The 14,821-nt window shown below is 63.5% G+C and carries 18 protein-coding genes; 14 read left to right on the top strand and 4 right to left on the bottom strand.

Annotation, left to right across the window (positions count from 1 at the left end):
- Nucleotides 1–9: 9 nt before the first annotated feature.
- Genes B058_RS0115640 through B058_RS0115625 form a run of 4 tightly spaced genes read right to left on the bottom strand, consistent with a single transcriptional unit; the run spans nt 10 to nt 4,555 of the window.
- Entirely contained in the window at nt 10–717 is a 708-nt protein-coding gene (locus B058_RS0115640; protein ID WP_018509439.1) for an SAM-dependent methyltransferase, read from the bottom strand.
- Complete coding sequence (locus B058_RS0115635) at nt 693–1,292, bottom strand: Maf family nucleotide pyrophosphatase (protein WP_018509438.1); 600 nt, start codon at nt 1,290–1,292, stop codon at nt 693–695. The genes B058_RS0115640 and B058_RS0115635 overlap by 25 nt, the downstream gene beginning before the upstream one ends.
- Nucleotides 1,289–3,133: a sodium-extruding oxaloacetate decarboxylase subunit alpha gene (oadA, locus tag B058_RS0115630; RefSeq protein WP_018509437.1), complete on the bottom strand. Its 1,845-nt coding sequence runs from the start codon at nt 3,131–3,133 to the stop codon at nt 1,289–1,291. The genes B058_RS0115635 and oadA overlap by 4 nt, the downstream gene beginning before the upstream one ends.
- 3 nt (nt 3,134–3,136) lie before the next feature.
- Nucleotides 3,137–4,555, bottom strand: coding sequence for an acetyl-CoA carboxylase biotin carboxylase subunit (locus B058_RS0115625; RefSeq protein WP_018509436.1), 1,419 nt, complete (start codon nt 4,553–4,555; stop codon nt 3,137–3,139).
- 94 nt (nt 4,556–4,649) lie between these two features.
- Here B058_RS0115625 and B058_RS0115620 point away from each other — a divergent pair, with 94 nt between their 5' ends.
- From B058_RS0115620 to B058_RS0115555, 14 genes are all read left to right on the top strand, one after another.
- Nucleotides 4,650–5,081, top strand: a complete 432-nt coding sequence (locus B058_RS0115620; protein ID WP_018509435.1) for a YceD family protein — start codon at nt 4,650–4,652, stop codon at nt 5,079–5,081.
- Between the two features lie 45 nt (nt 5,082–5,126).
- Entirely contained in the window at nt 5,127–5,306 is a 180-nt protein-coding gene (rpmF, locus tag B058_RS0115615) for a 50S ribosomal protein L32 (RefSeq protein WP_018509434.1), read from the top strand.
- A gap of 68 nt (nt 5,307–5,374) precedes the next feature.
- A complete protein-coding gene (gene plsX, locus B058_RS0115610) occupies nt 5,375–6,394 on the top strand; it encodes a phosphate acyltransferase PlsX (protein WP_026240981.1) in 1,020 nt (339 codons plus the stop codon).
- Nucleotides 6,391–7,350: a beta-ketoacyl-ACP synthase III gene (locus B058_RS0115605; protein ID WP_018509432.1), complete on the top strand. Its 960-nt coding sequence runs from the start codon at nt 6,391–6,393 to the stop codon at nt 7,348–7,350. Before plsX ends, B058_RS0115605 begins: the two co-directional genes overlap by 4 nt.
- Before the next feature lie 16 nt (nt 7,351–7,366).
- Nucleotides 7,367–8,305: an ACP S-malonyltransferase gene (fabD, locus tag B058_RS0115600; RefSeq protein ID WP_018509431.1), complete on the top strand. Its 939-nt coding sequence runs from the start codon at nt 7,367–7,369 to the stop codon at nt 8,303–8,305.
- Nucleotides 8,306–8,315: 10 nt separating this feature from the next.
- Nucleotides 8,316–9,086, top strand: coding sequence for a 3-oxoacyl-ACP reductase FabG (fabG, locus tag B058_RS0115595; RefSeq protein ID WP_018509430.1), 771 nt, complete (start codon nt 8,316–8,318; stop codon nt 9,084–9,086).
- A gap of 72 nt (nt 9,087–9,158) precedes the next feature.
- On the top strand, nt 9,159–9,392 hold the full coding sequence (acpP, locus tag B058_RS0115590; RefSeq protein ID WP_018509429.1) for an acyl carrier protein: 234 nt from the start codon (nt 9,159–9,161) through the stop codon (nt 9,390–9,392).
- Between the two features lie 164 nt (nt 9,393–9,556).
- Entirely contained in the window at nt 9,557–10,789 is a 1,233-nt protein-coding gene (gene fabF / locus B058_RS0115585) for a beta-ketoacyl-ACP synthase II (RefSeq protein ID WP_018509428.1), read from the top strand.
- Nucleotides 10,790–10,843: 54 nt separating this feature from the next.
- A complete protein-coding gene (locus B058_RS0115580; protein WP_157265940.1) occupies nt 10,844–11,041 on the top strand; it encodes a chorismate-binding protein in 198 nt (65 codons plus the stop codon).
- Nucleotides 11,038–11,847 carry an aminodeoxychorismate lyase gene (gene pabC / locus B058_RS0115575; RefSeq protein WP_018509426.1) on the top strand — a complete coding sequence of 270 codons (810 nt, stop codon included), beginning with the start codon at nt 11,038–11,040 and terminating at the stop codon, nt 11,845–11,847. Before B058_RS0115580 ends, pabC begins: the two co-directional genes overlap by 4 nt.
- Nucleotides 11,831–12,829 (top strand): endolytic transglycosylase MltG, encoded by a 999-nt coding sequence (mltG, locus tag B058_RS0115570; RefSeq protein WP_026240980.1) that lies wholly within the window; start codon nt 11,831–11,833, stop codon nt 12,827–12,829. Before pabC ends, mltG begins: the two co-directional genes overlap by 17 nt.
- Nucleotides 12,826–13,437, top strand: coding sequence for a dTMP kinase (gene tmk / locus B058_RS0115565; RefSeq protein WP_018509424.1), 612 nt, complete (start codon nt 12,826–12,828; stop codon nt 13,435–13,437). The genes mltG and tmk overlap by 4 nt, the downstream gene beginning before the upstream one ends.
- Nucleotides 13,434–14,417, top strand: a complete 984-nt coding sequence (holB, locus tag B058_RS0115560) for a DNA polymerase III subunit delta' (protein ID WP_018509423.1) — start codon at nt 13,434–13,436, stop codon at nt 14,415–14,417. Before tmk ends, holB begins: the two co-directional genes overlap by 4 nt.
- Nucleotides 14,418–14,434: 17 nt before the next feature.
- Nucleotides 14,435–14,806 carry a PilZ domain-containing protein gene (locus B058_RS0115555; protein ID WP_018509422.1) on the top strand — a complete coding sequence of 124 codons (372 nt, stop codon included), beginning with the start codon at nt 14,435–14,437 and terminating at the stop codon, nt 14,804–14,806.
- The last annotated feature ends 15 nt before the right edge of the window (nt 14,807–14,821 follow it).

The following is a 14,821-nucleotide window of genomic DNA, read 5'->3' as shown; positions in this document are numbered from 1 at the left end:
GCCTGCGTTCTAGGCAGCGACCCCGAATACGACCAGGCGGTCCTTGACCGCATCGGTCTTGTCGCGCCAGTTTTTTGCGCTGCGGGTCTGGATCAGCTGGCTCGGCAGGCTGAGATCCGCGCCGACGCTGACGAGGGTATCGGGCGACAGGGTGGTGGCCAAGGCGTCCAGCAGGGCCGCGCTGCGGTAGGGCGTCTCGATGAAGAGCTGGGTGGCGCGGTCGCGGCGTGCGGTTTTTTCGAGTTCGCGGATGGCCTGGCTGCGCTCGGGTTCCTTGGCGGGCAGGTAGCCGTGGAAGGCGAAGCGCTGTCCGCCCAGACCCGAGGCCATCAGCGCCAGCAGGATGGACGACGGACCGATCAGCGGAACGACCCGGATATTCTCACGATGTGCGGCGAGGACCAGTTCCGCCCCGGGGTCGGCCACCGCAGGGCAGCCTGCTTCCGACAGCAGGCCGACGTCGTGTCCGGCCTTGAGCGGCGCCAGTAGCGACAGGATGGCTGCGGCCGGAGTGTGTTCGTTGAGCTCTTCGAGGTGCAGCGCCTGGATCGGTAGAGGATGGCCCATCGCCTTCAGATGCGCGCGCGCGGTCTTGGCGCGTTCGACGACGAAGTGCTCGAGCCGGCGCGCGACCGCGAGGGTGTCGGGCGGCAGGCAGGCCTCGGGACTGACCGGCCCCAGCGGCACCGGAATCAGGTAGAGGCTACCGGTTGCCATGTGAGGACGTCGACGCCTTCGTTCAGCAACATCCCGGTCAGCGCCATCAGCGGCAGGCCGATCAGGGCGGTGGGGTCGGGGCTGTCCATGCGTTCCATCAGGGCGATGCCGAGCGATTCGCTCTGGGCCGAACCGGCGCAGTCGTAGGGCTGTTCCTTCTTGAGGTAGGCCTCGATCTGCGCGTCGCTGAGCGGCCGGACGTGCACCACGGTCGGTACGTCGCGCGTCTGCGTGTGGCCGGTGCGGCTGTTCAGCAGTGTCAGCGCGGTATGGAAGACCATGGCCTTGCCCTGCATTTTCTTCAGCTGGGCGAAGGCCTTGTCGAAATTACCGGGCTTGCCGAGTTGCTCGTCGTCGAGCATCAGCACCTGGTCCGAGCCGATGATGAGCGCGTCGGGATGCGTCGAGACTGCCGCCTGCGCCTTCAGCACCGAGAGCCGCAGCGCGGTGGCCGATGGCGACTCGTCCGGCAGCGGCGTTTCGTCGACGTCGGGCGACAGGATTTCGAACGGGATATGCAGGCGCGACAGCAGCTCGCGCCGGTAGCGCGAGGTGGAAGCGAGCACCAGTTTCATTCTGGCTGGATCTCGACCAGCGCCATGTCGGGCGTCACCGCGTCACCCTTCTTGCAGAAGATGCTGATGACGACGCCGGCAATCGGCGCCTGCACCTCGTTCTCCATTTTCATCGCCTCGATCACCAGCACGCCGTCACCGGCCTTGACCGTCTGACCGATCTTCACCAGCACGTCGACGATGGTGCCCGGCATGGCGGCGGTGACGTGGCCGGGGTGGCTGGCGCGTGGCTTCTGGCCGGGCGCGGGGGTGGCAGCGGTTTTGCGTGGCGTGTTGTCGCTGCCGGTTGATACCGCAACCTCGTTCAATGGCTCGACCAGCACTTCTTCCGAGACGCCGTCGATCGATACGAAATACGGGCGCTGGGCGGCGTCGCTGCGACCACTGCCGGAAAGCTTGATGTGGTAGGTCTCGCCGTGCAGCGTGATCTTGAATTCGTCGGCGGCGTAGCGCGGCGCGCTGTCTTCCTGCGATGCGCCCGGCGGCAGCAGTTGTTCGGGCTTGAGGCTGCCGGCCGCGCGTTCCTGCAGCCAGGTCTTGCCGATCTCGGGGAACATGGCGTAGGTCAGCACGTCCTCGTCGGACTTGGCCAGGCCTTCGATTTCGCCGCGCAGCTTGTCGAGCTCATCGGCGATCAGGTCGGCCGGACGGCAGGTGGTGACCTCGAGGTCACCGATGGCAAGCTTGCGCACTTCCTCGTTGACGTGCCCTGGCGCCTTGCCATAGCGGCCCTGCAGGTAGAGCTTCACCTCGTTGGTGACCGATTTGTAGCGCTCGCCCGTGAGCACGTTCAACGCGGCCTGGGTGCCGACGATCTGCGAGGTGGGCGTGACCAGCGGGGGGTAGCCGAGGTCCTGGCGCACGCGCGGGATCTCGTCGAGCACGGCGTCCATCCGGTCGAGCGCGCCCTGTTCCTTCATCTGGTTGGCCAGGTTGGAAATCATCCCGCCCGGCACCTGGTTGATCAGCACGCGGGTGTCGGTGCCGGTGAAGGCCGATTCGAACTGCCAGTACTTCTTGCGCACCTCCTTGAAGTAGGCCGAGATTTCCTCGATCAGCGGCAGCGACAGGCCGGTGTCGTAGGCGGTGCCGGCGAGCGCGGCAACCAGGCTCTGCGTGGTGGGATGGCTGGCGCCCTCGGCAAACGCGCCGACGCTGGTGTCGATGAGGGTCGCGCCGGCTTCCACCGCCTTCAGGTGCGTCATGTGCGCGAGGCCGGACGTGGCGTGGCTGTGGGTGTGGATCGGCAGGTGGGTGGCTTCTCGGATCGCGCACACCAGGTCGTATGCGGTGTAGGGCGTGAGCAGCCCCGCCATGTCCTTGATCGCGATGGTGTCGCAGCCCATCTCGGTCAGCCCCTTGGCGAGTCCGACGAAATGCGGGATGTCGTGCACTGGGCTGGTGGTGTAGCAGATCGCGCCTTCGGCATGCCTGCCGGCGGCTTTCACCGCTTCGATCGAGACCTTGAGGTTGCGCAGGTCGTTCATCGCGTCGAACACGCGGAACACGTCGACGCCGTTGTCGGCCGACTTCTGCACGAAAGCCCGCACCACGTCGTCGGAATAATTGCGGTAGCCCAAGAGGTTCTGCCCACGCAGCAGCATCTGGATGCGCGTGTTGGGCAAGGCCTTCCTGAGCTTGCGCAGGCGTTCCCACGGGTCTTCGCGCAGGAAGCGCACGCAGGCGTCGAAGGTGGCGCCGCCCCAGGCTTCCAGCGACCAGAAGCCGACCTGGTCGAGCTTGCCGCAGATCGGCAGCATGTCTTCGGTGCGCATACGGGTGGCGATGAGCGACTGGTGGCCGTCGCGCAGGACGAGATCGGTGATGTGTACTTTGGCCATTTCTTATAACCCTTGATGCGCGGCGATGGCGGCTGCAATGGCAGCTGCGATCACTTCCGGCGGTTTCTTTTCGGTGTACTGGGTGAGTTCGGGGTGCATTTCAACGAAGCTGGTGTTGAAACGCCCGCTGCGGAACTCGGGATTTTTCAAAATTTCCTGATAGTAGGGAATCGTCGTCTTCACGCCGTACACCAGCATGTCGGCGAGTGCACGGCTGCCGCGCGCGATGGCGGATTCCCAGGTCAGGTTCCACACCGTCAGCTTGGCGCACATCGAATCGAAGTAGGGCGGGATGACATAGTCGGTGTAGATCGCCGCATCCACCCGCACGCCGGGGCCGCCCGGCGAGTAATAGCGCGTGATGCGGCCCAGGCTGGGCAGGAACTCGTTTTTCGGGTCCTCGGCGTTGACGCGGAATTCGATCGCATAGCCGCGATGCGCGATGTCTTCCTGCTTGTATTGCAGCGGCAGGCCGGAGGTGATGCGGATCTGCTCCTGCACGATGTCGACGCCGGTGATGGTCTCGGTGATCGGATGCTCGACCTGCAGCCGGGTGTTCATCTCCATGAAATAGAACTGGTTGTCCTGGTCGAGCAGGAATTCCACCGTGCCGGCATTGACGTAGCCGACCGCCTTGGCGGCGCGAACCGCCAGCTTGCCGATATATTGGCGCTGCGCCTCGGTCAACTGGGGGCTTGGCGCGATTTCGATCAACTTCTGGTTGCGCCTTTGGATCGAGCAGTCGCGCTCGAACAGGTGAATGATGTTGCCCTGGGTGTCGCCGAGGATTTGCACCTCGATGTGCTTGGGCTGCACCACACATTTCTCGACGAAGACCTCGGGCTTGCCGAAGGCCTTGCTGGCCTCCGATACCACGCGGTCATAGTTTTTCAACAGGTCTTCCTCGCTGTCGCAGCGGCGGATGCCGCGGCCGCCGCCGCCGTTGGTGGCCTTGAGCATGACCGGGTAGCCGATCTTGTTGGCCAGCGCGCGTGCTTCCTCGACGTTTTCCAGGTTGTGGTCGGAGCCTGGCACCACCGGGATGCCAGCGGCGATCATCGCATTGCGGGCCTGGATCTTGTCGCCCATGCGGCGGATCACCTCGGGCGAAGGGCCGATGAAGCGGATGCCGCGACGCGCGCAGATAGTCGCCAGATCGGGATTTTCCGAGAGGAAGCCATAGCCGGGATGGAGCGCGTCGCAGCCCGACGCGGCCGCCAAGTTCACCAGCGTGTGCGCGTTCAGGTAGCCGAGAATCGGGTCCTTGCCGATGTGGTAGGCCTCGTCGGCTTTCTTGACATGGAGCGCGTGGCGGTCGGCGTCGGTATAGATGGCGACCGATTTGATGCCCAGTTCGGCGCAGGCGCGTACGATGCGGACAGCGATCTCGCCCCGGTTGGCGACCAGTATTTTCTTAAGCATGGGTTCGCCTGAAGTTGGGATGGCTAGGGTTTCTTTGACAAAAAGAACGCGAAATCATATCATTGCGGGCTAATGTTTAACCGGGTGCTTCGCCATGCTTCCGTCTGTTGAGGTCGATCCATGGCGTTTTTGCAGGGATGCGCAATCGTGGGAAATCCAGTCCGATGTGGCTGTGTTTCCGCGACTTGCCCATGAATTTACGCAAGGCACGCTGTTCTGTCGAGTTGTCGGGCGTGTGGACCAGCGTGGCAGTCTGTCCCTGCAGGTGTCGATCAGCGGCGAAGTGGGATTGACGTGCCAGCGTTGTCTGGGGAGCATGCCGTATACAGTCGGGCTTGAGCGCACGCTGTATCTGGCGCGCAACGAGGCGGAACTGGAACGGTTGGACGCATTGCCTGACAGTGACGCGATTCAGGCAGGCGAGCGATTGAGCCTCGTCGAGCTGGTTGAGGATGAAGTGTTGTTGAGCCTGCCGCTTGCACCCATGCACGCAGAAGGTGAATGCTCCATACGTGGAGCGCAATAGGTTTGGGTGCCGGAATCCGGTGCCACGATTTTTAAGGAGTAAGAAATGGCAGTCCAGCAGAACAAAAAGTCCCCGTCCAAGCGTGGCATGCACCGCTCGCACGATTTCCTGACCAACCCGCCGCTGGCCGTCGAGCCGACCACGGGTGAAGCGCATCTGCGCCACCATATCAGCCCCAACGGCTTTTATCGCGGCCGCAAAGTCATCAAGGCCAAAGGCGAATAATTCATTTACGCGCCACGGCGTGATAGTTACCGCCCGGCGCGATCCACTCAGCCAACGATTCCGGCTGTATGAGAAACATCACAGTCGCCATTGATGTCATGGGGGGCGATCATGGCCCCCATGTCACGGTCCCGGCGGCGATCCGTTGTCTTGCGCGTCATCCTGACCTGAACGTGATTCTGGTCGGACCGCAGGACATTGTCGCGGCCGAACTCAAGGCGCGCCGGGCCAAGACCGGCCCTCGTCTCATCGTGCGCCACGCCAGCCAGGTGGTGGCGATGGACGAGGCGCCGGCGCTGGCCCTGCGCGGCAAGAAGGATTCCTCGATGCGCGTGGCCATCGACCTCGTCAAGTCCGGCGAGGCCGATGCCTGCGTGTCGGCCGGCAATACCGGCGCGCTGATGGCGACCGCCCGTTTCGTCCTGAAAACCCTCCCCGGTATCGACCGCCCTGCCATTGCTGCCGTCATGCCGACGACCACGGGTCATGCGCTGGTGCTCGACATGGGCGCCAACGTCGATTGCTCGGCCGAACACCTGCTGCAGTTCGGCATCATGGGCGCGATGCTGGTGTCGGCCGTGGAGCACAAGCCGAACCCGAGCGTCGGCCTGCTGAACATCGGCGAGGAAGACATCAAGGGCAACGAAATGGTGAAGCAGGCTGCCGAACTGCTGCGCGACAGCCATCTGAATTTCTACGGCAACGTCGAGGGCAACGACATTTTCAAGGGCACGACCGACGTGGTGGTGTGCGACGGCTTTGTCGGCAACGTGACGCTGAAGGCCTCCGAGGGGCTTGCCAAGATGATTGCCACCACGCTGCGCGCCGAATTCCGTCGCAACTGGCTGACCCGTCTCGCCGGCCTGCTGGCCATGCCGGTGCTGAGCGCTTTCAAACGCCGGATGGATCCGCGCCGCTACAATGGCGCCACCCTGCTGGGACTCAAGGGGGTCGTGGTGAAGAGCCATGGTTCGGCCGACCGCTTTGCCTTCGAGCACGCGATCGAAACCGCCAGCGACGAAGTCCGCAACAACGTGCTGAAACGCATTACCGATCAGATCCAACTCCTGCAACGGGTAGCCGCTTGACCTATTCCCGCATTCTCGGCACCGGCAGCTATCTGCCTGCGCGCATCCTCACTAACGCCGATCTCGAAAAACTGGTCGAGACGAACGATCAATGGATCGTCGAACGTACCGGTATCCGTGAACGCCATATCGCCGCCGAAGGTGAATTCACCAGCGACCTCGCCATTCAGGCGGCACGCGCCGCACTCGACGTGGCGGGCCTGCAGCCCGACGACATCGATCTGCTGCTGGTTGCCACCACGACGCCCGACCTGGTGTTCCCCAGTACGGCATGCATCGTGCAGTCCAAACTGGGGATGACCAACGGCAAGCCCGCTTTCGACCTGCAGGCAGTATGCAGCGGTTTCGTATACGCCCTGTCGGTGGCCGACCAGTTCATCAAGACCGGCGCTGCCCGGCATGTGCTGGTGATCGGTGCCGAAACGCTGTCGCGCATCACCGACTGGAACGACCGCAGCAACTGCATCCTGTGGGGCGACGGCGCGGGTGCCGTAGTGCTTGGGGCATCTGTCGAGCCGGGCATCATTGCCACCCATATCCATGCCGATGGTCGTCACAAGGAATTGCTGCGCACGACCACCGGCGCTTCGACGGGCATGCGCGAACCGGCACTGATGCGCATGGAAGGCAATGCCGTGTTCAAGATGGCGGTCAATACGCTCGACCGCATCGTCGACGAAACACTGGAAGCCAACGGTCTCTCGAAATCCGACATCGACTGGCTGGTGCCGCACCAGGCCAACATCCGTATCATTTCGGCTACCGCAAAAAAGCTTGGCATGAGCATGGACAACGTGGTGACCACGGTCGCCGGCCATGGCAATACCTCGGCGGCCTCGGTGCCGCTGGCCTTCGACGTGGCGGTGCGCGACGGCCGCATCCAGCGCGGCCAGACCGTGCTGATGGAAGCCTTCGGCGGCGGCTTTACCTGGGGCTCCGCGCTCCTGAAATATTGATTCAAGGAACACGTACGTGGCTGTTTTCGATAAAAAACTTGCTTTTGTATTTCCCGGACAAGGCTCGCAATCGGTCGGCATGATGCAGGGCTGGGGCGATCGCGCCGAAGTGCGCACGACTTTTGCCGAAGCCTCCGACGCGCTCGGCCAGGACTTGTGGGCGCTGGTGACCGACGGCCCGACCGATCTGCTGAACCAGACCATCAACACCCAGCCCGCGATGCTTGCGGCCGATATCGCCGCCTGGCGTGTGTGGCAGGCAGCGGGTGGTGCGATGCCGGCGCTGCTGGCCGGACACAGTCTCGGCGAATACGCGGCGCTGGTCGCGGCGGGTTCGTTGGGCTTTGCTGATGCGATCAGGCTGGTGCGTTTCCGCGCCGAAGCCATGCAGGCGGCGGTACCGGAAGGCGTCGGTGCGATGGCGGCAATCCTGGGACTGGACGACGACGCCGTGCGTGCGGCCTGCGCCGACGCGGCTGCAGGCGAAGTGGTCGAGGCGGTGAACCTCAACTCGCCTGGCCAGGTGGTGATCGCAGGCAACAAGGCCGCAGTCGAGCGCGCGATGGCACTGGCGAAGGAGAAGGGGGCCAAGCGCGCCCTGCCGCTGCCGGTCAGCGTGCCGTCGCATTCCTCGCTGATGCAGCCGGCTGCTGACAAGCTGCTGGCGCATCTGCAGGGTGTGGCGATTGCGGTGCCGTCGATCCCCGTGCTGCACAATACCGATGTGCAAAGCCATGCCGATGCGGATGCGATCCGTGCGGCCCTGGCAAAGCAGCTGCATACCCCGGTGCGTTGGGTCGAGACCGTCCAGGCCCTGAAAGCCGCCGGTATCGAGCGGGTGATCGAATGCGGCCCTGGCAAGGTACTGACAGGCCTCAATAAACGCATCGACGACAGTCTGCCCGCCGTGGCGCTGGTCGACGAAGCCAGCCTCGCGGCTGCGCTCAACCCATAAGGAGACGAGGATGTTGCAAGGACGCCTCGCGCCTGGCGCGAATCTTGAAGGACAGGTGGCACTGGTGACCGGCGCCAGCCGCGGAATCGGCCAGGCGATCGCATTGGCGCTCGGTAACGCAGGCGCCACCGTTGTCGGCACTGCCACCAGCGACAAGGGCGCACAGGCGATCAGCGATTACCTCGCCGTGGCCGGCATCAAGGGCGGCGGCATGAAACTCAACGTCACCAACGCCGCCGAAGTCGATGCCGTGATCGCGGCGATCGAAAAGGATTTCGGCACCATCGGCATCCTGGTCAACAATGCCGGCATCACTCGCGATAACCTGCTCATGCGGATGAAGGACGAGGAGTGGGACGACATCCTGGCGACCAACCTCACCTCCGTGTTCCGTCTGTCGCGTGCGGTGCTGCGTGCCATGATGAAGGCGCGCAGCGGGCGCATCATTTCCATCGCTTCGGTGGTCGGTGCGATGGGCAATGCGGGGCAGACCAACTACAGCGCAGCCAAGGCTGGCATCATGGGTTTTACCAAATCGCTGGCACGTGAGGTCGGCAGCCGCAACATCACGGTCAACTGCGTGGCGCCGGGCTTCATCGACACCGACATGACGCGTGCGCTGCCGGACGCGCAGCGCGAGGCACTGCTTGCCCATATCCCGCTGGGCCGGCTGGGCGCCGCCGAAGATATCGCGCAGGCCGTCGCTTTCCTGGCGTCGCCTGCGGCGGGCTACATTTCAGGCACTACCTTGCACGTAAACGGCGGCATGTACATGGCGTGACCGCCCCCGAAAGTTTGGTAAAATCGATCGGCTTCAATTTTGTTGAAGCCTTATTTCAAGAGAGGATCAGTAATGGAAAACGTACAGCGTGTAATTAAGGTCGTCGCCGAGCAATTGGGCGTCAACGAAGCGGACATCAAGAATGAGTCCTCCTTCGTCGGCGACCTGGGCGCCGACTCGCTCGATACGGTTGAGCTGGTGATGGCGCTGGAAGAAGAGTTTGGCTGCGAAATCCCCGACGAAGATGCGGAAAAGATCACCACCGTCCAGCAGGCGATCGACTACGTCAACAGCCACTCGAGCTGATCGTTCACCCGGCTATTGAGTCGGCCCGGCCATGTGCGAAGCTGCTGTGCGTGTGCAATGCCGCTTGCTTGGTGTGTTCGCCGGCCGTCCAATAGTGCGCCTTCCAATGTTCAATGATTCGGCCTACGTCCGTATCGTGCCGGATCGATAAAAAGGACTGACTTTTGTCCAAGCGTCGCGTTGTCGTGACCGGCCTGGGAATCATCTCCCCGGTCGGCAATACCATCCCGGAGGCCTGGGACAATCTGGTTGCTGGTCGCACCGGGATTGCCCGGATCACCCGTTTCGATCCTTCGCCTTTTGCCTCCCACATGGCGGGCGAGGTGAAGGGTTTTGACGTCGAGCAATACCTCAATCCCAAGGAAGCGCGCCGCATGGATGTCTTTATCCAGTTCGGCATGGCCGCCGGCATTCAGGCGATCCGCGATTCGGGCCTCGAGGTCACCGAAGCTAATGCCGAGCGCATCGGCATCAACATCGGCTCCGGAATCGGCGGGTTGCCGCTGATTGAGGAGACCCATTCCTTGCTGATGGAATCCGGCCCGCGGAAGATTTCCCCCTTCTTCATTCCGGGGTCCATCATCAACATGATTTCCGGCAATCTTTCGATCCTGTATGGGATGAAAGGCCCCAACCTGGGGGTTGTCACCGCTTGCACCACGGGTCTGCATGCCATTGGCCTGTCGGCCCGCCTGATCGAGCATGGTGACGCGGACGTGATGGTCGCCGGCGGCGCCGAGTGCGCCACTTCGCCGCTCGGCGTGGGCGGCTTTTCCGCCGCGCGCGCGTTGTCCACTCGCAACGACGACCCGGCTACCGCCAGCCGTCCGTGGGACAAGGATCGCGATGGCTTCGTGCTGGGCGAGGGGGCCGGCGTGCTGGTGCTCGAGGAGTACGAACACGCCAAGGCACGCGGCGCGAAGATCTACGCCGAGGTGACGGGGTTCGGCATGAGCGGCGACGCCTATCACATGACGGCACCGAGCACCGACGGCCCCCGACGTGCGATGCTGAATGCGATGCGCGACGCCGGCGTGAATCCCGACCAGATCAACTACATCAACGCGCACGGCACCTCCACGCCGCTGGGCGACAAGAACGAAACCGACGCGATCAAGCTTGCCATGGGCGATGCGGCCTACAAGACCGTGGTCAACTCGACCAAGTCGATGACCGGCCACCTGCTGGGTGGCGCCGGCGGGGTGGAGTCGGTGTTCACCGTGCTGGCGGTGCATCACCAGTTGTCGCCGCCGACCACGAACATCTTCTCGCAAGATCCGGAATGCGATCTCGATTATTGCGCCAACACGGCGCGCGACTTGAAGATCGACTTTGCGCTCAAGAACAACTTCGGGTTTGGCGGCACCAACGGCTCGCTGGTTTTCAAGCGCGTCTGATCTCCGCGATGGACTCCCCATCGCATCCGATCAAGCCGGTTGTCCGACATGACCATGCTTGAAGCCTTGCGCGCGGGGGGGCCGGACGGCACCATGAACGGCTGTTCCAAGGTGCGCACCATGCAAATCATCCATGAACCACAGCGGACGTCACACTGCAGCCACACCGGCAGCGATATCAGCCGAGACGGCCGCTTCGCTTTCGATGTCCTGATCCGCAGCGTCCTGCTGCACATACTGGAAATTGCATGATGCTCGTCAATGGCCAACCGGCCGATTCGGTCGATGCCCGTGATCGTGGGTTGGCCTATGGCGACGGCGTGTTCCGCACCCTGCGCACGCAGAACGGACAACCACTGTGGTGGCGCGATCATTACGCCAAGCTGGTGGCCGACAGTGCGGCACTGATGCTGGACTGCCCCGACGAAGCGGGGCTGCATGGGGAAGTTTGCCGTGTGGCGGAGACCGGGGAAGGGATCGTCAAGATCGTGCTCACGCGCGGCGCCGGAGCACGCGGCTATGCGCCTCCGCCAAGCCAGGCGGCCACCCGGATCGTTTTCTCTGCGCCGTTGCCGGCTTATGCGCAGGCCGGTGCGCCGGACGCAATTGCGGCGCGCTGGTGCACCCTGCGGTTGGCACGGCAGCCCCGGCTGGCAGGGATCAAGCATCTGAACCGCCTGGAGAACGTGCTTGCACGTGCCGAATGGACCGATCCGGCGATTCTCGAGGGGCTGCTGTGCGATGACCTCGGTGCGGTGATCGGCGGGGTGATGAGCAATCTGCTGCTGATCAGGAATGGCGAGCTGTTCACGCCGGATCTGGGCGAATGCGGTGTGGCGGGCGTGGCCAGGACGCGCCTGCTGCGGGCCGCGCCGCGTCTCGGTATTCCGGTCCATGTCGGCCGTTTGTTGCCCGCGGCTATACTCGCTGCCGACGAAGTGATGGTCTGCAACAGTGTCATCGGCGTGCGCCGTGTGGCCAGGCTGGATGACGCAATATGGCCACCTGCGGGTTGGGCTGCGCTTTTGAGTAAGGCCTTGAATGAAGACGTCGATTAAACGATTGATTGCGCTCGCTACGCTGCTTGCGCTCATGGGTACAGGCGGACTGGCCTGGTATGGCAACCGGCCTTTGCAGATCGAGCCGTTGCCGAAGACGCTCAACGTGGTACCCGGCACGAATTTGCGGAGCCTGAGCGCCATGCTCGAACGCGAGGGCGTGGTCGGCAATGCGCAGGTATTCTGGCTGCTTGGACGCATACTGGGCAAGGCAGGGACACTCAAGGTGGGCGTGTATACCCTCGACAGGCCGCTGACGCCACTGGAACTGTATGCCATGATCCAGCGCGGCGAGGTCTCGCAGGCCATGGTGCAGTTCATCGAGGGCTGGAACTGGCGCGAGGTGCGTGCTGCGCTTGCCGCCCAGCCCATGCTGAAGAATGAAAGCGCCAGCATGAGCGATACCGAAATCCTGCAAGCCATCGGCGCCGAAGAAGATCACATTGAGGGCCTGCTGTTTCCCGATACCTATTTTTATGCACCTCATACCTCCGATCTCGGTGTGCTGCGCCGCGCCTATCGTCGGCAGCATGAGAAGCTCATGGCCGCCTGGGAGACGCGTGCTCCCGGATTGCCATATCGCACACCGTACGAGGCGCTGATCATGGCGTCGATCGTGGAAAAGGAAACCGGCGTGGCATTCGAACGCCCCAGGATCGCCGGCGTTTTCCTGAATCGGCTCCGGCTGGACATGCGCCTGCAGACCGATCCGACCGTGATCTACGGCCTGGGGGAGCGCTTCGACGGCAACCTGCGCAAGGTCGACCTGCAACACGATACGCCGTACAACACCTATACGCGCGCCGGGCTGCCGCCCACGCCAATCGCCATGCCGAGCGAGGCGGCCATCCAGGCTGCGCTCAACCCGGCCAAGACGGATGCGCTGTACTTCGTTGCACGGGGCGACGGCACCCATGTATTCTCAAGCACGCTCGACGCGCACAACCGCGCGGTAAACCGCTACCAACGCGATCAACGATGACCCGAGGAAAATTCATCACGCTCGAAGGCGTCGACGGCGCCGGCAAAAGCACCCACCTGGAATTCGTTGCCGACTGGCTGCGCCGGCAGGGCAGGGAGGTCGTCGTTACCCGCGAGCCGGGCGGTACCCCGCTTGGCGAGGCTTTGCGTGAACTACTGTTGCATCGCGACATGGATGCCGACACCGAATTGCTGCTGATGTTCGCCGCGCGGCAGCAACATCTGGCCGAACTGATCCGGCCTGCGCTTGCACGCGGCGCTTGGGTCGTGTCCGACCGTTTCACCGATGCCAGCTACGCCTACCAGTGCGGCGGGCGCGGCATCGACGCGGAACGTATCGCCGCGCTGGAAGCCTGGGTGCAGCGCGGCTTTGCGCCTGATCTCACCCTGCTGTTCGACGTGCCACCCGACGTGGCGGAAGCGCGGCGTTCGGCTGCACGTACCGCCGACCGCTTCGAACGCGAAGCCGACAGCTTTTTCAGCCGCGTGCGCAATGCCTATCTCGAGCGGGCACGGGCCGAACCCGCGCGTATTCGCGTGCTGGATGCGCGTCACAGCATCGCCGAGCTGCAGATCGAGATCGGCCACTTGCTGGAAGGGCTGGGGTGAGCGCGCCGTATCCCTGGCTGGAAGCGTCCTGGCAGCGGTTGCTGGCGACCCGGGCGCGCCCGGCGCAGGCCTTGCTGCTGGCGGGGCCGCGTGGGGTGGGGAAAGGGGTATTGGCGCGGGCATGGGCGCAGGCGTTGCTGTGCGAGGCGCCGCGGTCGGATGGCGCGGCTTGCGGCGAGTGCCCGGCCTGCCATTGGTACGAGGCGGACACCCATCCGGATTTCCGGCTGCTGACACTGCAGGAGAAGACCGGCAAGGAAGGCGAAACCCGCATGGCCACGGCGGTCGAGGTCGACCAGGCGCGCGAGGCGGTCGATTTCGTCCAGATGTCCACCTACCGTGCAGGGTTCCGGGTGGTACTGGTCGATCCGGCGGACGGTCTCAACCTGGCTGCAGCCAACGCGTTGTTAAAGGTGCTTGAGGAACCGCCGTTAAATACGGTATTCGTGCTGGTTTCGGATCAACCGCGTCGACTGTTGCCGACCATACGCAGCCGTTGCACCCGGATCGATATCGGCTTGCCGCCGGCCGGTCAGGCAGCGCAATGGCTGGTCGGGCAGGGTGTGGACGACGCGATGGGCCTGCTGGCGCTTTCCGGCGGTACGCCGCTCGACGCGCAACGTTGGGCCGAAGGGGCCGAGCTGGACGAACGCCGCGGCGTGCTGGAAGGCTTGGCAGATCCCGGTCGGCTCGATCCGGTAACCCTGGGCGAGCGCTGGAAGACGGTCAATCCGCAGACCTGGCACAACGTGGCTTACAAGTGGCTGGGCGATTTGCTGTCGGTCAGATTGCTGGGCAGCGTACAGTTCAACCGCGATTTTGCGGAAGTGCTGGCGCAGTTGGGCAAGAAGGCCGATCTGCCCAGACTGCTGGCACTTGCCAGAACGCAGGCGAACGAAGGCCGGACGCTGGCACACCCGCTCAACCGGGCGTTGCAGCTCGAAGCCTGGCTGATCCAGTACCGGCACGTGTTTGATTGAAAAAAAAAGGATCGATGATGAATGCAGCAGTCAATGATGTCGCAGGTCAGGTACGCCCCGGCGTGCTGTCCCTGTCCATCAAGGAAAAATCCGCGCTTTTTGCCGCCTACATGCCCTTCATCAAGGGCGGCGGACTGTTCATTCCCACCAACAAGCAATACAAGATGGGCGAGGAAGTGTTCATGCTGCTGACGCTGATGGACGATCCCGCCAAGCTGCCGGTGTCAGGCAAAGTGGTATGGGTGACACCCTCGGGCGCCCACGGCAGCCGTACCCAGGGTGTGGGCGTGCAGTTCGCTTTCAACGAAAGCGGCAAGGCGGCGCAAAACAAGATTGAAGGTTTGCTCGGCGGTTCGTTAAAATCGGTGCGTCCCACTCACACCATGTAACGCCGTCTGCGGCGT

Source organism: Thiobacillus thioparus DSM 505, assembly GCF_000373385.1.
Lineage (GTDB): Bacteria > Pseudomonadota > Gammaproteobacteria > Burkholderiales > Thiobacillaceae > Thiobacillus > Thiobacillus thioparus.
Note: the sequence above shows the minus strand (reverse complement) of the source record. Positions and strands in the feature narration are given on the sequence as shown.